A 21,883-nucleotide genomic window follows, 5' to 3' on the forward strand; every position below is an offset into this window, starting at 1 on the left:
GATGAGCAAGGTGCTCGGCAACTGAAGGCCGAAGGAGCGTATAAGCATACGTGACTGCTGGCCTGACAGGCAGCCATGTGCCTTGGTCGCCTAAGGAATTTTTGAGCACCATCTTGGTGAGCACATTTCCAATGCAATGCATTAGAAATGTGTCTGATATAGAAACACTTACAGATAAAATCCTATCGCTCAAAAAGTCCGTTTGCATAGTTCGGGTTTAATAGAAGCTTGATTGCATGCGCTGTCTTTAATTGACTCACTTAAATATGCTTAAAGTCGTACAATGCTGGGATGATGGAGTGAATGACGACATTCGCTTGATCGGAATTTTACGTAAACATGGCGCCAAGGCCTCTTTTAATCTGAATCCCGCGACGCATGGTGAATTGCGGCAGGGGGCATATAACGAACGTTGGGGGAAACGAATTGAGCGTTTGGCGCGTCATGAGCTGAATGATGTGTATGCGGGCTTCACGATTGCCAATCATTCCATGACGCATCCGTGGCCGACTCAAATACCCTTGGCTGATTGGCGAACTGAGGTGGTGGATGCGAGAAAGATTTTACAGGACTGGTTTCAGCAGGAGATTCTAGGTTTTGTGTACCCTTACGGTGATTGCGATGCGGCGACTGCGGATGTCGTGCGGGAGGCGGGGCACTTGTATGCGCGTACGACGAAAAATGCGACGCCTTGTATGCCAGTGGCAGATCCGATGATGCTGCATGCGGATTGTCATTTTCATAACGAGCGTTTTTGGGATTTATATGAGCAGGCAAAGACTTCCGAAGCGGGCGTCTTTTATTTCTGGGGGCATAGCTACGAACTCTGCACCGAAGCGGAGTGGGATGCCTTTGATGCCAAGATTGCACGAATTAGCGCTGACGGGGATGCAGAATGGGCTGAGCTGCCTGATTTGTTTTAGGCATCAGTGCTTTTTCTGACTGCTTTTATTTCAATTACAAATGATGGATTCGAAAGTATCTAAAATTCGCCAAATCGATTATACCACGCCGCGCACGCTGGTCGCTTATAGTGGGAAGCGTCGTGTGCGGATCACGGGGGAGGAGACGCGTTACAAATTTTCGGGAGTTCTGGTCGCTGGAGAAGAAGATGCATTTGCTAAAATAGGGGATGAGCGTAAGGATTGGCAAAAGAGCGCTTTTCCATTGCCGTGGACGGATTCGCCAGATGTAGTGGAGGCGGATTCATAATTTTATCTGGCTCTGCGCTTGACAGTCGCTTAGCAAACACCTTTTTTCTTCGCTTTTCCCAAATTCCGGCGTACTGCCGACTCTATTCAACACTTTTCTATTATGGCACTTAAAATCCGTCTCCAACGTCACGGCGCAAGCCACCGTCCTTTCTACCGCATGGTCGTCACCGAAGCTTTGGCTCGTCGTGATGGTCGTTTTGTCGAAGTTCTCGGCACATACGAGCCGCAGGCTAAGCGCCCTGAGGACGAACTTAGCGTAAAGCTTGATCGTGTTGATTACTGGAAGTCTGTTGGCGCGAAGCCAACCGATACTGCTGCCAGCTTGATTCGTAAGGCTCGCCGCGAAGCTCCAGCTGAGGCGACTGCCGAAGCGTAGGCATTTCTTGTTACTCGGTCTATTGTCCGCGTCTTCGCGCGGAGGTACATTGCAATCATGCACCTCGAGTTTGACATTTTAACCCTCTTTCCAGAAATGGTGGAGGGTTTTTTTACGTCCAGTATGCTGGCACGTGGTCAGAAGAACGGTCTAATTGATATTCGTACGCATCAGTTGCGCAATTGGACGAGCGATAAGCATAATAAGACCGATGAGCTGCCTTATGGTGGTGGAGCTGGCATGGTGATGAAGCCTGAGCCAATTTTTGCGGCGGTTGAAGCATTGCGGAAGCCGCAGACAAAAGTTGTTTATATGGCGCCGGATGGCGTGCCTTTGAGCAGTCAATTTGCCCGGGAGTTAGTGAAGGAAGAGCATTTGATTATTCTCAGTGGTCATTACGAGGGGGTGGATCAGCGGGTGCGCGATGAATTGGTTGACTTGGAGGTCAGTATCGGTGACTATGTGCTGACAAATGGTACTTTAGCGGCTGCAGTCATGATCGACTCTATCAGCCGATTTATTCCCGGATTTTTAGGTGACGAAAAATCCTTGACGGAGGAATCATTCATGAGCACTTTGCTCGGCTTTCCTCAATACACGCGTCCAGCTGACTTCCGCGGGATGCGCGTTCCAGAGGTTCTCCTATCCGGAGATCATGCGGCGATTGCAAAATGGCGGCACGAGCAACAGATAGAAAAAACGCGGCAATTACGCCCCGACCTTTTAGATACATAACTTTTATACAATAAACCGGAGTAATCCCATGAGCCAAGCAATCCTCGAAGAAATCACTAAAGATCAACTTACCGACGACCGCGCCGACTTCAAAGTAGGCGATGGCGTTCGCGTTCACCTTAAGGTTAAAGAAGGTGATAAGACACGTATCCAGATCTTTGCTGGTATCGTCATTTCCCGTAAGGGCGGCGGCATCCAAGAAGCCTTTACTGTGCGTCGTATCGCATCTGGTGTGGGTGTAGAAAAAGTATTCCCTGTGCACAGCCCAACAATCGAAAAAATTGAAATTGACCGCGAGTCTGTCACAATGCGTGCACGTATGTATTACATGCGTGACCGTATCGGTAAGGCTGCGAACCAAGTTAAGGAAAAACGCTTGGTCGAAGCGGGCCGTAAGTAAGTATCGCTCTCTTTTCTTAGAAAGGCCGTCCTAGTCGGGGCGGCCTTTTTTTTTGATTGTGCGACTAAGCTGCTTTCACAGTCTGCTTTCAGAAACATTACGCCCCTATGCAATCGGACGACGACCTTCCTACGACGCTTTCTAAATGGCCATTTATTCTTTGTGATGTGCTTTTGGTGGCGACTGCTTTGGCCATCGCTATCCTCGGGGACTGGCGGCTGACCAATTGGCAGGTTGGAGCCTGCGTGATTTCAGTAGCTCTGGGCTGTGGCTTATTTGTACTGCCGTATATTGTGGAGTACCAAGTGCGTGTACGTGAGGAGTCTGACGACCGGAGTGCGGATCTGCGAATTATGCGTCGTCACTTGATCGCTGCGGAAGCGCAGTTGGATGCCAGCGATGCACGAATTGAATCTTTAAGTGTGGCGGTTCAGAATTTGACACTGGCACAGGCAGAATACACTGGTGAGCGTGAAGCTGCAGCAGAGAAATTTGCCTCCATGCAGTCGGAGCATGCGCAGCAATCGACGCGGATGCAGGCCTTGGCTCAGTTACTGGACAGTTTCAAACAAGAATTGAAACTACTTACGGAGCAGGTTACGCAATTTGGTGATCTACAAGCTCAACAGGCGACTGCACTGGATGACTTGCTAAAGAAAGTAACTACTTTGCAGACATCGCAACAATCACCAATAGAACCAGTGGCGATTGAGAAGCTGCAGACTGAACTGTCCGAGCTTGCTGTGCGTGTTGAAGCAGTTGCGGTAAGTGTGGAAGAACAAAAGGCAGATCTTGCGGAATCGGAGTCGTCGGCGACAAAGAAAGTGCGCGCTTCGCGGCGTCGGCGCAATCCCGAACCTCGGCTGTTGCAACGTGCTATTGAGCAGAAGCAAGATGCCTCATCCGAGGCTGTTAGTCGAATCATAGAGGCGAAGTCGAGACCATCGCCTACGAAGCTCGATGAGGACGCGCCACCACAAGAACTACAACAAACGGTGCTGGACGGCGCAGTCGCCGCCCAAAGCGATCCTGTTGTGATCCCGGAGTTATCGCTTAGTGAATCAAACTTGACTGAGGCGACAGGCGAGCGGCTGGAAGTTGAACCGACATTATTCAGCGAGTCATCTGTGGTTGAAGCGACTCCAGTGCATCAGCGTACAAAGAAAACAGATACCTCAGTCATTGCGTCCGTATTCATTGGGATTGGCAATAAGCCATATATACGTGGAAGCGGTGCGGGCTTGAGTTGGGAGGTTGGGATCGCCATGGAATTTGAGGAAATCGGTAAATGGCGTTGGTTGACTTCGGTCGATTTTCAGGAGCCGATCGATATTCAGATTTTTCGTAATGACGAAGATCCTGACACTTGTGGGCAATTTAGTTTGCAGCCGGGGCAAGTATTGGAACTGTCACCGATATTTTAGTCGTTTTGAGTGCAGCGTCTTATACCACTTCTAAGAATATATGATCTATAAGCTTGGCCTTAGCGTAACCTCGAAACTTTGTTTCGGGGAGCGATTGACATCGCCCCGGTTCCGAGAACCGAGGTTACAAAAGATATATCTATTAGGACCAAACTTTTTTCGAATTGGTATTAGATTGTCGAAGAACAGCCTTATATCTTAAATTTTTATAATAATGAGTGATTTGCATGCATCAGCTACAATTGATTTTAAGGCATTATTGTCAGCGGCTCCCGACGCAGTGGTCGTTCATGACCTGAATGATTGTGTGCTCTTTTGGAACCGGGCAGCTGAATTGCTGTATGGCTGGGATGAGGAAGAGATCTTGGGCCGTCAAATTTCGCAGATTTTCTATATGGATCGCGATGAGCGTGCTGAGGCTATGGAAGCCTTGCATAAAGGTATGACATGGCAGCGTGAGTTGCGTCATGTGGACCGTAATGGTGATGAGTATTTGGTTCAAGTTCGTCAGTATTTGCAGCGTGATTTGGATGGTTCGCCACAGGCCATCGTTTCGTTTAATACAGATGTCACCAAGAAGCGGCGGCAGGCCGATGCGCGCAAGCGGGCACGTCAAGTCAAGTCGTCGAGTCTGCTTGCGGGGGGTGTGGCGCATGAGTTGAATAATGCGTTGGCACCCATTATGCTATCTTCTGCGATGCTCAAGCGCACGGTGGAGGATGCAAAAGCCCAGAATATGTTGGGTATGATTGAGAAGTGCGCGTCGAAGGGAGCTGCGTTAGTTTCGGATCTATTGGCATTTGAGCGAGGACGTGGTGGGGGAAATGACGCGATACGAGGCGCGCAAATCCGGCGCGGATTGCTTGGAATCGGCGAAGCTTTGCTATCTGACGGAGTGAGTTTGGAGTTAAAGGTCGCGGAGGACCTGTGGGAGTGCCGCGGCAAATTATCTGAGTTGAAGTGTGCATTCGAGTCCGTGGTACAAAATGCTTGTGAGGCGATGCCCACGGGAGGGATCTTATCGATCGATGTTCAGAATCGTTTTTTCGATGATAACTATCAAAGTTTAGCTCCAGAGGCGAAAGCGGGTGCGTATATTGAAATCAAATTCACTGATTCAGGCTCAGGTATTGATGCCGAAGTCTTGCCATATGTTGCCGAACCATTTTTTACCACTAAAATGCCTAAGCAAGGCTTTGGCTTTGGTCTGGCGCAAGCACATGCAACCATTAAGGGGCACCATGGCTTCATGGTGATTGAAAGCGAGCGCGGCGAGGGAACTACCGTTCGTATCTGTATTCCGGCAGCTGCAGAGGTCGCTCGAGAGCTGGATGCTCAGCGCACTTCAGATTCGTTGGTGCGTGGCCGGGGAGAGCGGATCTTAGTGGTCGATGATGCTATGTTTGTGCGCGAAGCAATTAAGCGAACGCTTGAAGATCGCGGTTATCAAGTATTGGTTGCGCAGGATGGGGTTGAAGCACTCGCTTTATATGCCAAACGTTTTAGTGAGATTGATTTAGTGATGACTAATTTGGAAATGCCCTATTTAGAAGGGCCTGAGCTTTGCCGTGCCTTGAACAAGTTGAATCCAGATGTGAAAATTATAATTTCAACAGGAAAGCAATCGGCTGCCCGGCTCAAAGGCATTCAGCTTTGTGGGGTGCAGGGCTTTTTAAGGAAGCCATACACGGCGGATTGTTTGATTGCTGAGGTTGAGTCAATTCTTGCGAACTGAGGACTATTCGGCGCCAGCTTCCCGCCAGAGAGTTGCGATCAATTCGGGGTCGATCCCGCTGGTAGTGACGGCCGTTCCGAGCGCGGTCATCGTGACGAAACGTAAGCGGCCGCCACGATTTTTTTTATCGCGTTGCATGGCGGCCATCAACTCTTGGACTGGCAATGCATGGTTGAGGCGAATTGGCAGTTGAAATTGTTGTATGAGTCGATTCGCCAGAGCGATGTCACTATTCGGAAGTTGATTCAGTCCTACAGAGAGGTGGGTGGCCAGGCTTAGCCCGATGGCAACTGCTTCTCCATGTAGATACTGGCCGTAGCCGGCTACATTTTCGATGGCATGAGCGAAAGTATGGCCTAGATTTAAGAGTGCGCGTCCGCCTGTGGCGGCAGTTTCTGTTTCATCGTCAGTAACGACTTGCGCTTTGATTGCACAGCAACGACGCACTATGCCAGGCAGTTCGGGCGATTCGGCATTGAGCCCATCGAGTGCGTTCAGGTCATTAAACAACTCGAGGTCGGCCAACATTCCGTATTTGATTACTTCGGCCATTCCAGCTGCGAATTCACGGGCGGGAAGTGTTTGAAGTAGGGCAGTGTCAATATAGACGGCCTTGGGCTGCCAGAAGGCCCCCACCAAGTTTTTCCCCTCCGGTAGGTTAATTCCCGTCTTGCCGCCTACCGAACTATCTACCATTGAGAGTAAAGTGGTGGGAATTTGGTAAAAATCGATGCCGCGCAAGTAGCTAGCTGCGACATAGCCGGTCAAATCGCCTATGACGCCGCCACCAAAGGCGAAGAGTGCGCAGTCTCGGTTAGCGGCAGCACTCGCAAGGAAACTGAGACATTGGCTGAAGAATTCGACGGATTTGGTTGGTTCGCCTGCTGGTAGTGAGAGGATCTCCTCATCTTGAAAGCCAGCTTGAGCAAGGTAACTGGGATGTGCGTGTAGCACGCGTGCGTCGCTCACTACTCGGACGCTGCGACCCGCTGCGCGCAGTGCAGCAACATCCGTCTTGAGCGTCTCCGCTATTTGACTGAAGTGTATCGGATAGCTGCGTTCAGCGAGACGGACGGTGAGAGCTTCTGTGGACATTGGGAGTGGCTGTTTAGATGTGGCAGGGCTCAGCTGTAGTCATTTATTCTGTGAGTCCAAAGATTGCGTTTGCGTAGTTCTGGGCCGAAAATGGTTGTAAGTCATCAGGCTGTTCGCCTAGGCCGACAAAGTAGATGGGAAGTTTGAGTTCGCGATAGATGCCCACCAAGGCTCCACCGCGACTGGTGCCATCGAGCTTAGTGATTATGAGCCCTGTCAGCGGGAAACTTTTGTGAAAGACGCGTGCCTGTTCGATTGAGTTGGAGCCCAGACTGCCATCTACGACGAGCCAACTGTGATGGGGCGCACTGGGCTCTTGTTTCTTAATGACGCGGTGCATTTTCTCTAGCTCCTTCATTAAGTTGCCTTTTGTGTGGAGCCGTCCTGCGGTGTCGAGAATGACTATATCGCGTGAGCGCTTTTTCGCGGCTTCCAAAGCGTCAAAAGCAACTGCGGCAGAGTCGGCTCCGTGTTGGCTGGCTACGATGTCGATATTTAGACGTTCTGCCCAGTGCTTGATCTGTTCATTGGCTGCAGCACGGAAGGTGTCACAAGCGCCAAGTAGCATGCTATAGCCATTATTTTGGTAAAGATGAGCCAGTTTTGCTGAAGTTGTTGTTTTGCCGGAACCATTGACGCCGACCAAGCAGATGACTTCCGGCTTGTGTTGACCGACTTCTACACGACCTTCAGCACCTTCCAGCACACGGGCTAGCACTGTTGCACCAATTTTAGCTGCATCTTCGCCGCGTATTTCCTTGTCTGCACGATAGGCCGCTTTGATTTCTTCAATGATTTCCTCTACGGTTTCATGGCCAAAGTCGGCGGTGTAGAGAGCTTCTTCCAATTGTTCCAAGGCGGCATCGTCCAGCTTCCCGGCAGCAAAGATGCCGTTGAATGCTTTCTGGAAAGTGGGGGTTTGCCGCTTGAGGCCTTCTTTGAACTTTTTAAAGAGTCCGCGCATAATCGAGGGTGTTTCAAACTTATTCGGCCGCACTACGAAGTGGACGGTCGATCTTGTTTTTCATTTGATCGAGAATACCGTTAATAAAGCGCTTTGAGTCAGGATTGGAAAAAATCTTACCAAGTTCAATCGCTTCATTAATGCTGACAATCGGTGGGATGTCACGTCGTTGAAGTAGTTCGTAAATGGCCAGGCGTAGAACAGAGAGGTCCACTTTCGCGATGCGATCGAAAGTCCAATTGGCTGCGTGGACTTTGATTTGTTCATCGACGGCATCAATGTGTTCGATCACTCCGTGAATGAGCTCTTCCGCAAAGGCGTAGTACTCGCGCGCTTCCTCTTTCGTTTCGACAAAGACTCGCAAGGCATCGTTTAATTGCTCCGGCTTGTTGAGTTCCCATTGATACAGGAATTGTATCGCAAACATGCGATTTTCGCGGCGCTGTGAGGCGCGTTTGGCTGGTTTTACTTCGTCGTCCATTTTTTTGTAAATTGTGCCATTTCCAGGGCAGCTTGGGCAAATTCTTTGCCACGATTGATTTCTTGGCCGGCCCGAGCTTCAGCTTGAGCCAAATTGTTGACCACCAGAATGCCATTCATAACAGGCACTTTCTGTGCAATGCTCAGGTCCAGTAGCGCGCTTGCCGTGCTGTCTCCAATGATTTCGTGGTGATTTGTGTCGCCGGCGATGACCACACCGATACAGATGATTGCATCAAAGCGGGAATGCTCGGCCAGTGTTGCCGCAGCGAAGGGGAGTTCGGCTGCACCGGGTACACGTTCAATTACGGGAGAGTCTGCGCCCGAGGCCTCTATGGTGGCGCATGCATGTCGCACCAGCGAATCAACCAACGCTTCATTGTAGCGAGAGGCGATAATAGCAATGCGGAGGCCGCTGCCGTCTATTTCCTGAATACTTGGTATGTCGAGACTCATAAGGGTGAATGAATAAGAACGCCGAACGTTGAACATACAACGTCGAACTTTGAATGTATTGAGCGAAATGGCAGTGACTGTCTTTATCTCCTGTGTACTCTTTGGCTCACTGGACTGGTGGAGCTGTAATTTACAGCGATTTCTAATATTGGATATTGGAAGTTTTGTGTCGGATGTTCAACGTTCTTTCAATGTTTACATTGCTTAAAGAAGACGGTCAGGCCCGGCGTGGAGTTCTTAAGACTCGGCATGGTGATATCCAGACTCCTATTTTCATGCCCGTGGGCACTCAGGCTACGGTCAAGGGCATGACGCCCGCGCAGATCGAAGAGGTGGGTGCACAGATTATTTTAGGCAATACCTACCACCTTAATATACGTCCGGGGGCGGAGCTGGTGCATGCAATGGGCGGATTGCATCAATTTATGAACTGGAAGAAGCCAATTTTGACCGATAGTGGTGGCTTTCAGGTTTTTAGTTTATCCAAACTGCGCAAAATTACAGAAAAGGGGATCGAATTTCGATCGCACTTGGATGGACGTAAGCTCTTCCTCGGGCCTCAGAATTGCTATGAGATTCAGAAGAATCTGGATACTGATATTGCGATGGTCTTGGATGAATGCCCACCTTATCCTTGTGAACGCGATGAGTGTGAGCGTGCTGTTGCTCGTACCATTCGCTGGGCCGGTGAGTTTTTAGAGCATGCTACAGATGACGGTTTTATTGCATCCGGGCATCATGTGTTTGGTATTATTCAGGGCTCTATTTATGATGATTTACGCCAACATTGTGGTCAGGCACTGGCTGAAATGAACTTTCCCGGCTATGCCATCGGAGGTGTCAGTGTAGGAGAACCGGAAGAGGAAATGATCCGGCAGGTGGCGGCTACGGCACCTGCCATGCCGAAAGCGAAGCCTCGCTATGTCATGGGAGTTGGCACTCCACCGCAGTTATTGAAAATGGTTGGCTTGGGAATGGACATGTTTGACTGCGTCATGCCCACACGTCTGGCGCGACATGCTACTGTTTTTACGCCCAACGGTGTGCTGAATCTTAAAAATGAACGCTTTAAGCATGATCCTAATCCAATTATGGATGCGGATAACTATACCTGTCAGAATTTTAGCCGTGCCTATTTGAGGCATCTGATTATGGCAAAGGAGCTGCTCGCGCATACCCTGCTTTCGCTACATAATACCCACTTTTTCCTCGATTTAATGGCGCAAGCGCGTGCTCATATTGAGGCAGGGGACTATGCTCGTTGGAGCACTGCATGGATCGAGCGTTACAATGCAGGCGATAAATAGCCCAAATCGGGCAGTCTCCTGAGTGCTGAGTGCCGGCTTGTTCCTCAGAAAATTCTAGTTTGGGGGAGGGGCTGAGCTCGGCCGTGGTTTTTATCGCTTTACCGAGCCTAGAAAGTGAGACCGTGATTATGGCCTGCGCAGTCAGGGAATTTAATCTGTACCTGTGGCTTGATCTTTGGAAATTGGCTAATTTTAATTATAAGTTTTGCTAAACTCGCGCATTTCAGTATTAGATACGCTTTACTTCTTGGAGCTTTATCTTTAGGGTTTCTTATCGTGAAAGAAAAAAAGAACCCTTCCTCTGTTAGTATGTTGGATGCGAACGAAGCGGTGGCCTCTGTGGCCTACCGCGCGTCAGAAGTCATTGCGATTTATCCCATCACCCCGTCCACGAGTATGGCTGAAGTCTGCGACGAGTGGTCATCTGCAAGTCGCCCCAATGTGTGGGCGGATGTGCCTGAAGTGGTGCAGTTGCAATCGGAGGGCGGGGTGGCCGGTGCACTTCATGGCTCTTTGCAGGCAGGTGCGCTGTGTACGACGTTTACTTCGTCGCAGGGCTTACTGTTGATGATCCCCAATATGTATAAAATTGCCGGTGAGCTGACACCTTTTTGTATGCACGTGGCTGCGCGGGCCTTGGCCACGCATGGGCTGTCCATATTTGGAGATCATTCGGATGTGATGGCATGTCGTCAAACCGGGTTTGCGATGTTGGCTTCCAATACGGTGCAGGAAGCGCAGGATATCGCTTTAATCGCACATGCGGCTACCTTGAAGTGTCGGGTGCCTTTTATGCATTTTTTCGATGGTTTTCGTACTTCGCATGAGATTAATAAGATTGAATTGCTGGATGATTCGATCATAGAGGCGATGCTGGATACCGATGCGATTTCGCGTATCCGTGAGAACAGCTTGTCGCCGGACCATCCTACTATTCGTGGCACTGCTCAGAACCCGGACGTTTTCTTTCAAGCGCGTGAAGCTGCCAATCCGTTCTATGATGCTTGCGCTGATGTAGTGGAGGCTGAAATGAATAAATTTGCTGATCTGACCGGGCGTCAGTATTCACTTTATGAATACGAAGGTGCCGAGGATGCGGAAGAATTAATTGTCATTATGGGATCCGGGTCGGAAACAGCTGTGGAAACTGCTGCGTACTTAAATGCGCAAGGCCGTAAGACCGGTGTGTTGAAAATTCGCTTGTATCGTCCCTTGGATTTGAAGCGTTTGGTCGCAGCCATGCCTAAGTCGTTACGGCGTATCGCCGTGCTAGATCGTTGCAAAGAGTCGGGTGCACTTGCGGAGCCATTACTATTGGAGGTCATGGCATGCATTGAAGAGGCTCGTCAGGCTGGCCTCGTGCCGGATTCTTTTTGTCCGACCGTGATTGGTGGACGTTACGGGCTCGGTTCTAAAGATTTTACACCTGCGATGGTCAAGGCGATCTTTGATGAATTGTTGGTTGACACACCTAAGCGCCGTTTCACGGTTGGTATTGTCGACGATGTCACTGGTCTTTCACTCAAGGTGGATGATGACTTCGATCTGGAGAAGAGCGATGTCATCCGTGCGGTCTTTTTCGGACTCGGTTCAGATGGCACGGTGGGTGCCAATAAGAACAGTGTGAAGATTATTGGGGAGGGCACGCCGAATTATGCTCAGGGGTATTTTGTTTACGATTCCAAGAAATCAGGTGCTGTTACTATTTCACACTTGCGCTTCGGGCCTGAAGTGATTCGTGCGCCATATTTGATTAAGAATGCCAGCTTTGTTGGCTGTCACCAAGCTCAGTTCTTAGAGCAATACGATGTGCTTGAATATGCCGCACCGAAAGGTGTCTTTCTACTGAATTCGATTTATTCCGCGGATACGGTATGGGACCACCTTCCGCGCACTGTGCAGCAGGCGGTGATTGAAAAAGAATTACAGTTTTATGTGATTGATGCATACAAGGTTGGACGTGCTGCTGGTATGGGTGGACGTATCAATACAATTATGCAGACCTGTTTTTTTGCGATTTCAGGGGTATTGCCTAAGGACGAAGCGATTGCTAAAATTAAGCAAGCGATTGAAAAGACCTATGGTAAAAAGGGACCCGAAATTGTGCAGAAGAATTTTGCCGCAGTGGATCAAACGCTAGCAGCTTTGGAACAAGTGGTGGTGCCGGCTGCAGTGAGTTCGACTTTGGAATTGCCTCCTGTAGTTCCTGCCGCTGCGCCAGACTTTGTGCAGCGGGTGACTTCGGTTATGCTGCAAAACAAGGGAGATTCGCTGCCTGTTAGCGTCTTCCGGCCGGATGGTGTGTGGGATGTTGGCACTAGCCAATGGGAGAAGCGCAATATCGCCCAGGAAATACCGATCTGGGATCCTGAAGTTTGCATTCAGTGTAATAAATGTGTGCAGGCCTGTCCACATGCCGCAATTCGCTCTAATTTTTACGATGCGCAGGCATTGGACAATGCGCCGGACTGTTTCCGTTCGAGTGATTTTCGGGTGCGTGATTTCGTCGATAAGAAATTCACGATACAAGTTGCCCCTGAAGATTGCACCGGCTGTTCCCTTTGTGTCGCGGTTTGTCCCGCCAAAAACAAGACGAACCCAAGAGAGAAGGCGATCAATATGCGCATGCAGAATCCACTGTTAGAGCAAGAGCGTGCCAACTATGACTTCTTTCTTCAATTACCAAAGCCGGATCGTGCGACCTTGAAGGATGACGTGAAGTTTACACAGTTCAAAGAACCACTGTTTGAATACTCGGGCGCCTGTGCTGGTTGCGGGGAAACACCTTATCTGAAAATGCTGACTCAGATCTGCGGTGACCGCCTGTTGATGGCTAACGCAACCGGTTGCTCTTCGATTTATGGCGGTAATTTGCCGACGACACCTTACACATGTAATGACGACGGGCGTGGGCCTGCATGGGCCAATTCGCTCTTTGAGGATAATGCCGAGTTTGGACTCGGTATGCGGGTTGCAGTGGATAAACAGGTTGTGATCGCGCAGGATCTATTACGTGGCTTGGCTGCTTCCTTGGATGCCAACTTGGTCGAGGCGATTTTAGAGGCTGATCAATCCACGGAAGCAGGCATTGCTGAGCAGCGTGCCCGTGTGGCTCAAGTCAAAGCTGAGCTGGCCAATTTGGACACACCGAAAGCTAAGCGCTTATTGGATGTTGCGGATTATCTCGTCGAGAAATCTGTCTGGATTGTGGGAGGTGACGGTTGGGCCTATGACATTGGGTTTGGTGGTGTGGACCATGTGCTGGCATCAGGACGCAATATCAATATCATGGTTTTGGATACGGAAGTTTATTCCAACACCGGTGGACAAGCGAGTAAGTCGACTCCGATCGGGGCCATTGCTAAGTTTGCAGCTTCCGGCAAGGTGACTGGGAAGAAAGATCTCGGGCTGATTGCGATGAATTATGGCAATGTGTATGTGGCGCGCGTCGCTCTCGGAGCGAAGGACACGCAGACAGTCAACGCCATTTATGAGGCCATGCGCCATCCCGGGCCTTCGCTGATCATTGCCTATAGTCACTGTATTGCTCACGGCTATAATCTCTCCAGCGGCTTTGATCAGCAGAAACTCGCAGTGGATAGCGGTGCGTGGCCACTCTATCGCTATGACCCTTCTCGTGCAGCTCAGGGTGATAATCCGCTTAAGCTTGATTCACGTAAACCAAAGCAGCCGCTCTATGCCTACACTGATAACGAAGCGCGCTTCCGAATGTTGAAGATGAAGGATCCTGCACGTGCTAAAGAGTTGGGGCAGGCTGCACAGACATTCGTTGATCAACGTTTCCAACTCTACGATCGCCTCTCCAAGCCTTTTGAAACCGCGGACGCAGAATAATCTCACGTCGAACCTAATCCATAGTTATGAACTTAGAAACTAAATATCTCGGCCTTGACTTGAAGCATCCGATCATTGCTGGCGCCTCGCCGCTGCCGGATGACCTCGATAAAGTCCGTGCACTTGAAGACGGGGGGATCGCCGCGATTACGATGTATTCGCTCTTTGAGGAGCAGATTACTCAAAATAGCATAGGAGCTGAAGCGCATGTCGGCAGCTATGAGAATTCCTTTGCGGAGGCGGCTTCCTATTTTCCGGATGTCGATTTGTTGGAGCGCGGTGTGGATAATTACCTCGACCAGCTAGTCAAAGTGAAGGCAGCTGTTGCTGTGCCAGTCATCGGGTCGCTCAATGGCACGCGTGAAGGCGAGTGGGTGAATTACGCCAGCCTGATTGAGAGTGCCGGGGCTGATGCACTGGAACTGAATCTATACTTTCTGCCCACAGATATGGATGAGAGTGCCGCCCAGTTGGAAGATCGCTGTATTCGCATCGTCGAGTCAGTCAAGGCGCGGATTACAGTACCTTTGGCCGTGAAGCTTTCGCCTTTCTTTACGGCTTTGCCACATTTTGCCAAACGTTTAGCTGCGGCGGGGGCGGATAGTCTCGTTTGTTTCAATCGTTTCTATCAGCCTGATATCGACACTGAGGAACTTGATATTCGGCCGATGCTGGATCTGTCGCATTCTCATGAACTACGGATGCGTTTGCGCTGGCTGGCTTATTTAAGTGGTCGTATTGATGCGAAGCTTGCAGTCTCCGGAGGTGTGCACACGGGAATTGATGCTGTGAAATCATTGATGGCAGGTGCGGATGTGGTTCAAATAGTCTCCTGTCTGCTGATTAATGGTCCCGAGCAAGTAAAGGAGATGCTCGACGAATTGCAGGGGTGGATGCAGGAAAAGGAATATACATCATTGGATGAGTTGCGTGGTTGTATGAACTTCCTCCGTTGTCCGGATCCAGATGCTCTTGAGCGGGCAAACTATATGCGCGTGCTTAAAAGCTGGCGTAGCTAATGAGTAGCCGCTCGAATTCGTTCGGACGTGGTTACAGCCTGTGTCGCGGTAATACTGAATTTTTAGCGGTATGAGATTCGCAGGGAGGTCGCGTCTGCGGCGTCTTTGCGAGCAGTCTTCCAGCCTGCGAATTGCCTGAGTCTGTCGTTTCCTAACTTTTCACTCGCAACTCGCATCTCGTTTGGCGTATCTCCTCTACTGTGAATTTTAAAAATGTAGCCATCGAATCAATCGCGTATGCACTTCCGGAAGAGGTCTGGACCTCCGCGGATGTGGAGGCGAAGCTGGCGCCTGTTTATGAACGCTTGCGCTTACCCGAAGGGCGCTTAGAGCTGATGACGGGTATTCAGGAGCGACGCTTCTATCCGGCAGGCACGCCTGCCTCTGTCGCTTCGGCACAGGCAGGGGAGGCGGCTTTGGCCAAGTCGTCCTTCAAACGAGAGCAAATCGATCTCTTGATCCATTCAGCTGTTTGTCGTGATCGCTTGGAACCAGCGACGGCTGCCTATGTGCATGGTTTACTCAAATTATCAGGTCAGGCACAGATCTTTGATGTTTCGAATGCCTGTCTCGGTTTTTTGAATGCCATGGTGGTGGCGGGGAGTATGATCGAAAGTGGACAGATCGAGCGGGCACTTATTTGCTCGGGAGAGAATGGTCGGCCTTTGGTGGAGCATACCTTACAGCAATTGCTGAATCCTGAGCTAACACGCCAGTCGATTAAGCCGTATTTTGCGAATCTCACTATTGGAGCTGGTGCGGTTTCGGCAGTACTGTGTCGTCGTGGCCTTACCGCTAAGTCCTGTCCACTGATGACGGCGGCAGTGGTCGAGACGGACACCTCTCACAATGAACTCTGCCAAGGAGACAGTGCGGGCGATGCGCTGGAGATGCTGACGAATTCGGAGGAATTACTGGTGGCGGGGATTGGTGTGGCCACACGAGCATGGGCGCAGTTTGTGAATGCGACTGGGTGGACGGCGGATACGATAGACCGTATTATCACTCATCAAGTGGGGAAGGCACATTCGCGTGAACTTTTTAAAGCACTGGGGCTCGACTTGGCTAAAGATTTTACGACTTTTGAAAGCTTGGGCAATATTGGTTCCGTATCATGTCCAATCACGCTGGCGCGAGCAATGGAGCAGGGGGCCTATTGTGAAGGTGAGAAGGCTGCGTTGCTGGGAATCGGCAGTGGTTTAAGTAGCATAATGATGGCCGTGGAGTGGCCTAAGTCATGAGTGTCGCACGTGCAACTCAACTCCCAGCTGATGTTCGGTTGGAATATCCTTTTGCCAGTAATGAACTGAGACTGAAGAATGGTGCTACGATGCACTATTTGGATGAGGGCACGGGCCCGGTCGTGTTGATGCTGCATGGTAATCCGACGTGGTCGTTTTATTATCGTAACTTAGTGCAGACTATGGTTGCTGTCGGTTATCGCTGCATTGTGCCTGATCATATCGGCTGTGGCCTTTCAGACAAGCCTGCCACATATACTTATACCCTGGAGCAACGGATCGAAGATGTGGAGGCACTGTTGGACCAGCTTGCAATAGATCGCTTCAGTTTGGTTGTTCATGATTGGGGCGGAGCGATTGGTTGTGGTGTCGCTGGTCGACGACCAGACGCTTTGGATAAACTCGTGCTACTCAATACGGGTGCTTTCCGTTCCAAGCGAATTCCGCTTCGGATTGCAGCGATTAAAGTGCCGGTCTTTGGTGAATTTGTTATTCGTGCACTGAATGGCTTTGCGGGGCCCGCGGCGATCATGGCGGCCAAGGTGCCGCTAAAGCCAGCTGTGAAGCGTGGACTACTATGGCCTTATCGTTCATGGGCCGATAGGGTGGCTGTTTGGAATTTTGTAAAAGATATTCCCTTGCACGCATCACATCACTCCTATCAAACACTAAGTGAGGTAGAGGCAGGGCTGTCGCAGTTAAAGGATAAACCAGTCCAATTAGTCTGGGGCGCGAAAGACTTTTGTTTTAATATGCATTTTTACCGACGCTTCCAACAGTTTTTCCCACAAGCGGAATCAGCTGTCTATTCACAGCACGGTCATTACATACTTGAGGACGGTGGTTCGGAGGTGTGGCAGCAGGTTTGTAAATTTTTGACTCAGTAACTGTGCTTTTATATTGTCGTAAGCCGTTGTTGGTTAATTTGTTTGTTCTGGGGGGTGTTGTGATGGTTCTGATTAATCTACCTTCTACTTAAATGGCTTCGCTAGTCTTATTGACTGCCAGGCTACATCTTGCGATATCCAGACTTGAGTCTTACTGAGGCTTTCCCCTTATTTGCTGCGAGATTGTGATTTTGTACCGATTCGCAACTAACTTATCCTAATGCCTGATGTCTCAAAATCTTTGATTTCGTTGCCGGAACATTGTCCGTGGGGCATTGCTGTACTTTCGTATCAAACTGGGCGGATTTTAGTGGCAAATCATTATATGCAGACGATCTACGGTTGTCATGAATCCAGTGTTGCAGCAGATTTATTTAGCCTATCTGTGGAAGAGTCTTTTTGCGCGAAAGTGACGTCACTACAACCGGGGGGGAAGTGGACTGGGCGGGTCTACCCACAGAATAACGAACACGGTATTAGTTCAGTCGAAATTATATTAGAGCGCTTGGCTGCTGAATCAGAGCAAGTCTGGTTGTACGTTTTGGAGCACCCACTGGTGAACGACGAGGTTCGATTTAGCAGTCGTAGTGAGCTTAAAATGCTGCGTGTGTTACTGGACCATACCTTGGAATATGTGTTTTTTCGTGACCTGAATGGCAGTTTCATTTTGGCGAATGAGGCATTTCGTTCGGTCGTCGCAGTGGGGAATCGCAGTCCAGGCGTGGACTCGAAGATCGAAGATTTTGTGTCAGTAAAAAGCGCAGCGTGGGTTAAATCACTGGACATGCGTATGATTGAAACAGGAAAGCCTGTGGTCAACGAGGTCTCACTCTTTGTATTTCAAAATGGTACCAAGCATTGGTTACAGCTGACCACTGTTCCCGTGCGCAATGGAGAGGGGAGCATCATCGGTTCGTTGAGTGTGGCGCGTGATATTAGTGATTTGAAGCGCACCGAATCGGAATTGCGCACGGCGATTGCCGAGGCACACGAGGCGAGCCGGGCGAAGGGAGACTTTCTTGCGGCGATGAGTCATGAAATACGAACGCCGATCAATGGAATCATTGGGGCCTCCGAACTGTGTCGTGAGACACCGCTGGATATTGAGCAACGCGGTTACTTGGATACTGTCATTCAGTGTGGCTCCACATTGTTGGGCTTGGTTAACGATGTACTGGATTTTTCTAAGATTGAGGCCGGGCAACTAAATTTAGAGAGTCTTAACTTTAGCCCGCGTAATTTGATCGAATCAGTGCTTGAGGAGTTTGCGCCAGCAGCTCGGACCAAGGGGATCGAACTCGTTGTGGGATACGATTCTGACTTGCCTGAGTATATGTTGGGAGATCCTACGCGAGTGAAACAAGTATTTTATAACTTGGTGGGAAATGCTGTTAAGTTTACCGATGCGGGAGAAGTTGCGGTGCGTGCGGAGGTCATCGACCTAGATGTAGACCATGTGCGGGTGCTCTTCTCTGTGACTGATACTGGTATTGGTATTTCCAAAGACCGGCAGGATGCAATTTTCCGTAGTTTCACTCAAGCGGATATGTCTACAACCCGTAAATACGGTGGTAGCGGTTTAGGGCTTTCGATTTGTAAGGAGTTGATTCGCTTGATGCAGGGCTCTATTGATGTGCTGAGCGAGCCGGGGCAGGGGGCGCGTTTTGAATTTGAAATTCCCTTTTCGCTCACTGCCTGTCCTGGGGCGGATGCGGTGCCTTTTAATGCTGAACTGGCAGGCTTACGTGTCTTGATTGTAGATGACAATCAGACCAATTGTGATCTTTACCGGCAAATGTGTGCAGGGTGGGGGTATCGCAGCCACTTTGCGAATGATGGCGTCTCAGGGCTGGCTGCAATGGAAGAGGCGATTCGCGCAGGGGATCCGTATCGTTTGATCTTATTGGATCAGCAAATGCCAGGTCTTACCGGCTTGGATTTGGCCAGCTTGGTTCGCTCTCGCCCCGACCTGCGCGATACTGAAATTATTTTGCTGTCTTCGTCACTGAATCGTGAGGAATCCACACGCGCACAGGAAATCGGTGTGTCGCGGGCCTTGGCCAAGCCAGTCAAGCGTACGACCTTGCAAGAGGTCATTTTAGAAACTTTTGGAATCGGGGGCTCGACTGGACGTTCCGGTGTGCGGTCTGTTTTGCCGGGGGCGAAGCATGCAACTTCGCTGCGCGTGCTTTTAGTCGAGGACAATCCGATCAATCAGGACCTAGCTTTTCGCCGCTTAGAGAAGCTCGGGCATAGCGTGACTTTGGCTGAGAATGGGCATCAAGCTGTAGATCTAGTTCAGAAAAGATCCTTTGATTGTATCTTGATGGATATTCAGATGCCGGGAATGGATGGCTTTGAGGCGACGAGGATAATTCGTGCCTATGAGGCTGAGTGTAAATTGCCACCTCAGTACATTGTGGCGATGACCGCACATGCGATGAAGGGAGATCGCGAGCTTTGTTTAGAGGCGGGAATGAATAACTATATCCCAAAACCCTTTCGAGTGGAGATTTTGAAGGAGGTTTTAGCTGAAGCGACCAGTGTCGCTATGCAGCATGAACCGACGACAAGTGAGTCGCGTGGAGGCGATTTTGGTGAACGACTTCAACAAATGGATCCAGACGATCGTGAAGATGTGTTGGCTACGGCACCAATCTTTTTGAAATCCTTTCCTAAGGATATGCTCAAGTTACAGAATGCAGTCAGTCAAAAAGCATTTAAAGAATGCTATTTTATTGCGCATACTATGAAAGGTGTGGCGGGGATTTTTGGTTGTAAGCAATGCATGAAATTGGCGGAGGATATGGAAGCTGCTAGCCAAGCTGAAGATGCTGAGAATTTGGAAATCACGGCTGCCGCGCTTTCTGAGGCAATGCGTGCGCTCGCCAACGAAGTCGAATTTTCTGCGATTTAGTGCTGTTGTGCTGAGTCTGGCGTGCTACATATGGCTGGATCGAGGAGCTGAAAAATCGGCTGTTTGCACAATTGCTTTTTTTGAGAATCCCTCTTTACTCGCGCGCTTATGAGTTCCGTCCTGCAATTGCTCCTCGAAGGTGAGCGTCTCGATACTGCGCAAATGGCGCAGGTGCTCGGCATGTCCGAGTCCGAGATCGAAGCCGAATTAACACGTCTCAAAGCCGAAGAGATTCTTCTCGGATGGCGTCCAGTGATCAACGCCGATCGAGCGCAAGAAGGGAATGTGCGCGCAGTGATTGAAGTTAAGATCAGTCCGGAACGCGATGGTGGTTTCGATCGCTTGGCGACCCGTATTGCACGTTTTGATGCTGTGGAATCCTGCTTTTTGATGTCTGGAGCCTATGATTTATTGGTTTTTGCCGTAGGCAACGACTTGCGCGATGTTGCATCATTCGTTTCTGAGCGTCTCTCGACTGTGGAGGGGGTGCTTTCGACGGCGACGCACTTCATGCTGCGTGCGTATAAGGAACAAGGCTACCTTCTTCTTGCTCCCAGTGATGGCGAAGATAAACCAGCGGTAAGTCCATAATGAGTGATAATGGTCAACATTTTGTGGCAGACCACGTAAAAGGTCTGCCTCGTTCGGGTATTCGCGATTTCTTTGCAATTGTGGCTGCGATGCCACAAGCGATTTCGCTAGGTATCGGTGAGCCTGATTTCGTAACGCCATGGCATATTCGTGAAGCTGCGATTTTTGCCCTCGAAAAGGGGAAGACCAGTTACACTGATAATCTGGGGCTCATTCGCCTGCGTCGTGAAATCAGTAGCTACGTAGAAGATAATTTTGGTGTTAGCTATCATCCTGAGACGGATGTCTTGGTTGCAGTCGGTGTTTCCGAGGCCTTGGATATCGCATTGCGTGCGGTACTTAATCCGGGAGACAAGGTGCTCTACCACGAGCCATGTTATGTGTCCTATAGCCCTAGCATTGTCTTGGCGCATGCACAGCCCATCGCCGTGGGTACATCGGCGGAGGATCAATTTGGAATCGATCCTGAGCGAGTGGAAGCTGCTTGGGAGCCAGGTTGCAAGGTGCTGATGCTAAACTTTCCCACCAATCCGACCGGTGGGGTGACCGAGCGTGCCAAATTAGAGCGATTAGCTAAGTTTGCCATCGAGAAAGATCTTTTGGTCATCAGCGATGAAATTTATTCGGAGCTTACCTTTGAGGGAGAGCACACCAGCATCGCATCGTTGCCTGGAATGCAGGAACGCACCATCTTTTTGCACGGCTTTTCCAAAGCATTTGCGATGACTGGGTTCCGAATTGGATATGCCTGTGGACCGCAACCGCTAATTGAAGCCATGATGAAGGTACACCAATACAGTATGTTGTGTGCACCGATACTTTCGCAAGAAGCGGCGATCGAAGCGCTTCGGCATGGCGCGCCTGCAGTGGCTAAAATGAAGGAACAATACCATCGCCGTCGTGACTTGATCGTGCGCCGCTTCAATGAGGCAGGCTTAAATTGTCACTCACCCAAGGGCTCTTTTTACGCTTTTCCGTCGATTCAGTCCACTGGACTGGATTCCTTGACCTTCTGTAAGGGCTTGCTCGATCAGCAGGAAGTTGCCGTCGTTCCGGGGACTGCTTTTGGGCCTAGTGGTGCGGGCTTCGTGCGTGCTAGTTTTTCTACCAGTTATGAGCGTATTTTGGAAGCCACCGACCGTATCGAACGATATGTTGAAAAATTAAGCAAAAAGGCTTAAGCTTGT

At 50.0% G+C, this 21,883-nt stretch carries 19 protein-coding genes; 15 read left to right on the forward strand and 4 right to left on the reverse strand.

The genetic code is table 11. From position 1 onward, the window contains the following. Positions 1–266: 266 nt before the first annotated feature. The 7 genes from QEH59_RS09305 (at position 267) to QEH59_RS09335 (ending at position 5,884) form a co-directional block, all read left to right on the forward strand. Positions 267–923 (forward strand): polysaccharide deacetylase family protein, encoded by a 657-nt coding sequence (locus QEH59_RS09305; protein WP_308985093.1) that lies wholly within the window; start codon positions 267–269, stop codon positions 921–923. A 40-nt stretch (positions 924–963) separates the two neighbouring features. Continuing rightward, positions 964–1,212, forward strand: a complete 249-nt coding sequence (locus QEH59_RS09310) for a hypothetical protein (protein WP_308985094.1) — start codon at positions 964–966, stop codon at positions 1,210–1,212. A gap of 102 nt (positions 1,213–1,314) precedes the next feature. Next, positions 1,315–1,590 carry a 30S ribosomal protein S16 gene (gene rpsP, locus QEH59_RS09315; RefSeq protein WP_308985095.1) on the forward strand — a complete coding sequence of 92 codons (276 nt, stop codon included), beginning with the start codon at positions 1,315–1,317 and terminating at the stop codon, positions 1,588–1,590. Between the two features lie 57 nt (positions 1,591–1,647). After that, entirely contained in the window at positions 1,648–2,325 is a 678-nt protein-coding gene (trmD, locus tag QEH59_RS09320) for a tRNA (guanosine(37)-N1)-methyltransferase TrmD (protein ID WP_308985096.1), read from the forward strand. Between the two features lie 28 nt (positions 2,326–2,353). Beyond that, the gene (gene rplS / locus QEH59_RS09325; RefSeq protein WP_308985097.1) at positions 2,354–2,725 is read left to right on the forward strand and encodes a 50S ribosomal protein L19; all 372 of its coding nucleotides are present in this window, start codon (positions 2,354–2,356) and stop codon (positions 2,723–2,725) included. A gap of 107 nt (positions 2,726–2,832) precedes the next feature. Next, positions 2,833–4,149 (forward strand): hypothetical protein, encoded by a 1,317-nt coding sequence (locus tag QEH59_RS09330; protein ID WP_308985098.1) that lies wholly within the window; start codon positions 2,833–2,835, stop codon positions 4,147–4,149. A gap of 214 nt (positions 4,150–4,363) precedes the next feature. Further along, positions 4,364–5,884, forward strand: a complete 1,521-nt coding sequence (locus QEH59_RS09335) for a hybrid sensor histidine kinase/response regulator (RefSeq protein ID WP_308985099.1) — start codon at positions 4,364–4,366, stop codon at positions 5,882–5,884. 3 nt (positions 5,885–5,887) lie between these two features. Here the strand turns inward: QEH59_RS09335 and aroB are convergent, their stop codons facing one another. From aroB to ribH, 4 genes are read right to left on the reverse strand one after another with little or no spacing between them, the layout of a single operon-like run. Next, positions 5,888–6,979: a 3-dehydroquinate synthase gene (gene aroB, locus QEH59_RS09340; RefSeq protein ID WP_308985100.1), complete on the reverse strand. Its 1,092-nt coding sequence runs from the start codon at positions 6,977–6,979 to the stop codon at positions 5,888–5,890. Between the two features lie 43 nt (positions 6,980–7,022). Beyond that, entirely contained in the window at positions 7,023–7,943 is a 921-nt protein-coding gene (gene ftsY / locus QEH59_RS09345) for a signal recognition particle-docking protein FtsY (protein ID WP_308985101.1), read from the reverse strand. A gap of 19 nt (positions 7,944–7,962) precedes the next feature. Beyond that, positions 7,963–8,424, reverse strand: a complete 462-nt coding sequence (gene nusB, locus QEH59_RS09350) for a transcription antitermination factor NusB (protein ID WP_308985102.1) — start codon at positions 8,422–8,424, stop codon at positions 7,963–7,965. Beyond that, positions 8,409–8,879 carry a 6,7-dimethyl-8-ribityllumazine synthase gene (gene ribH / locus QEH59_RS09355; protein WP_308985103.1) on the reverse strand — a complete coding sequence of 157 codons (471 nt, stop codon included), beginning with the start codon at positions 8,877–8,879 and terminating at the stop codon, positions 8,409–8,411. Before ribH ends, nusB begins: the two co-directional genes overlap by 16 nt. Before the next feature lie 191 nt (positions 8,880–9,070). On the opposite strand from ribH, the gene tgt reads away from it, so the two are divergent. The 8 genes from tgt to QEH59_RS09395 all read left to right on the forward strand — a co-directional run bounded on the left by tgt (position 9,071) and on the right by QEH59_RS09395 (position 21,877). After that, positions 9,071–10,186, forward strand: a complete 1,116-nt coding sequence (gene tgt / locus QEH59_RS09360; RefSeq protein WP_308985104.1) for a tRNA guanosine(34) transglycosylase Tgt — start codon at positions 9,071–9,073, stop codon at positions 10,184–10,186. 309 nt (positions 10,187–10,495) lie between these two features. After that, complete coding sequence (gene nifJ, locus QEH59_RS09365) at positions 10,496–14,041, forward strand: pyruvate:ferredoxin (flavodoxin) oxidoreductase (protein ID WP_345785337.1); 3,546 nt, start codon at positions 10,496–10,498, stop codon at positions 14,039–14,041. Positions 14,042–14,067: 26 nt separating this feature from the next. Beyond that, entirely contained in the window at positions 14,068–15,060 is a 993-nt protein-coding gene (locus QEH59_RS09370; protein ID WP_308985106.1) for a dihydroorotate dehydrogenase-like protein, read from the forward strand. Between the two features lie 200 nt (positions 15,061–15,260). Then, the gene (locus QEH59_RS09375; protein ID WP_308985107.1) at positions 15,261–16,301 is read left to right on the forward strand and encodes a 3-oxoacyl-ACP synthase III; all 1,041 of its coding nucleotides are present in this window, start codon (positions 15,261–15,263) and stop codon (positions 16,299–16,301) included. Next, positions 16,298–17,188: an alpha/beta fold hydrolase gene (locus QEH59_RS09380; protein ID WP_308985108.1), complete on the forward strand. Its 891-nt coding sequence runs from the start codon at positions 16,298–16,300 to the stop codon at positions 17,186–17,188. The genes QEH59_RS09375 and QEH59_RS09380 overlap by 4 nt, the downstream gene beginning before the upstream one ends. A 310-nt stretch (positions 17,189–17,498) precedes the next feature. Next, a complete protein-coding gene (locus QEH59_RS09385; RefSeq protein WP_308985109.1) occupies positions 17,499–20,105 on the forward strand; it encodes a response regulator in 2,607 nt (868 codons plus the stop codon). Between the two features lie 108 nt (positions 20,106–20,213). Then, entirely contained in the window at positions 20,214–20,696 is a 483-nt protein-coding gene (locus QEH59_RS09390; protein ID WP_308985110.1) for an Lrp/AsnC family transcriptional regulator, read from the forward strand. Next, positions 20,696–21,877 carry an aminotransferase class I/II-fold pyridoxal phosphate-dependent enzyme gene (locus tag QEH59_RS09395; protein ID WP_308985111.1) on the forward strand — a complete coding sequence of 394 codons (1,182 nt, stop codon included), beginning with the start codon at positions 20,696–20,698 and terminating at the stop codon, positions 21,875–21,877. Before QEH59_RS09390 ends, QEH59_RS09395 begins: the two co-directional genes overlap by 1 nt. Positions 21,878–21,883 lie beyond the last annotated feature (6 nt).

It is taken from the genome of Thalassobacterium sedimentorum, assembly GCF_031127905.1.
Lineage (GTDB): Bacteria > Verrucomicrobiota > Verrucomicrobiia > Opitutales > Coraliomargaritaceae > Thalassobacterium > Thalassobacterium sedimentorum.

Excerpts from the sequence above, each read along its gene's own strand:
- QEH59_RS09305 (WP_308985093.1), top strand. The coding sequence starts at position 267 with ATGCTTAAAGTCGTACAATGCTGGGATGATGGAGTGAATGACGACATT.
- QEH59_RS09310 (WP_308985094.1), top strand. The coding sequence starts at position 964 with ATGATGGATTCGAAAGTATCTAAAATTCGCCAAATCGATTATACCACG.
- rpsP (WP_308985095.1), top strand. The coding sequence starts at position 1,315 with ATGGCACTTAAAATCCGTCTCCAACGTCACGGCGCAAGCCACCGTCCT.
- trmD (WP_308985096.1), top strand. The coding sequence starts at position 1,648 with ATGCACCTCGAGTTTGACATTTTAACCCTCTTTCCAGAAATGGTGGAG.
- rplS (WP_308985097.1), top strand. The coding sequence starts at position 2,354 with ATGAGCCAAGCAATCCTCGAAGAAATCACTAAAGATCAACTTACCGAC.
- QEH59_RS09330 (WP_308985098.1), top strand. The coding sequence starts at position 2,833 with ATGCAATCGGACGACGACCTTCCTACGACGCTTTCTAAATGGCCATTT.
- QEH59_RS09335 (WP_308985099.1), top strand. The coding sequence starts at position 4,364 with ATGAGTGATTTGCATGCATCAGCTACAATTGATTTTAAGGCATTATTG.
- aroB (WP_308985100.1), bottom strand. The coding sequence starts at position 6,979 with ATGTCCACAGAAGCTCTCACCGTCCGTCTCGCTGAACGCAGCTATCCG.
- ftsY (WP_308985101.1), bottom strand. The coding sequence starts at position 7,943 with ATGCGCGGACTCTTTAAAAAGTTCAAAGAAGGCCTCAAGCGGCAAACC.
- nusB (WP_308985102.1), bottom strand. The coding sequence starts at position 8,424 with ATGGACGACGAAGTAAAACCAGCCAAACGCGCCTCACAGCGCCGCGAA.
- ribH (WP_308985103.1), bottom strand. The coding sequence starts at position 8,879 with ATGAGTCTCGACATACCAAGTATTCAGGAAATAGACGGCAGCGGCCTC.
- tgt (WP_308985104.1), top strand. The coding sequence starts at position 9,071 with ATGTTTACATTGCTTAAAGAAGACGGTCAGGCCCGGCGTGGAGTTCTT.
- nifJ (WP_345785337.1), top strand. The coding sequence starts at position 10,496 with ATGTTGGATGCGAACGAAGCGGTGGCCTCTGTGGCCTACCGCGCGTCA.
- QEH59_RS09370 (WP_308985106.1), top strand. The coding sequence starts at position 14,068 with ATGAACTTAGAAACTAAATATCTCGGCCTTGACTTGAAGCATCCGATC.
- QEH59_RS09380 (WP_308985108.1), top strand. The coding sequence starts at position 16,298 with ATGAGTGTCGCACGTGCAACTCAACTCCCAGCTGATGTTCGGTTGGAA.
- QEH59_RS09390 (WP_308985110.1), top strand. The coding sequence starts at position 20,214 with ATGAGTTCCGTCCTGCAATTGCTCCTCGAAGGTGAGCGTCTCGATACT.
- QEH59_RS09395 (WP_308985111.1), top strand. The coding sequence starts at position 20,696 with ATGAGTGATAATGGTCAACATTTTGTGGCAGACCACGTAAAAGGTCTG.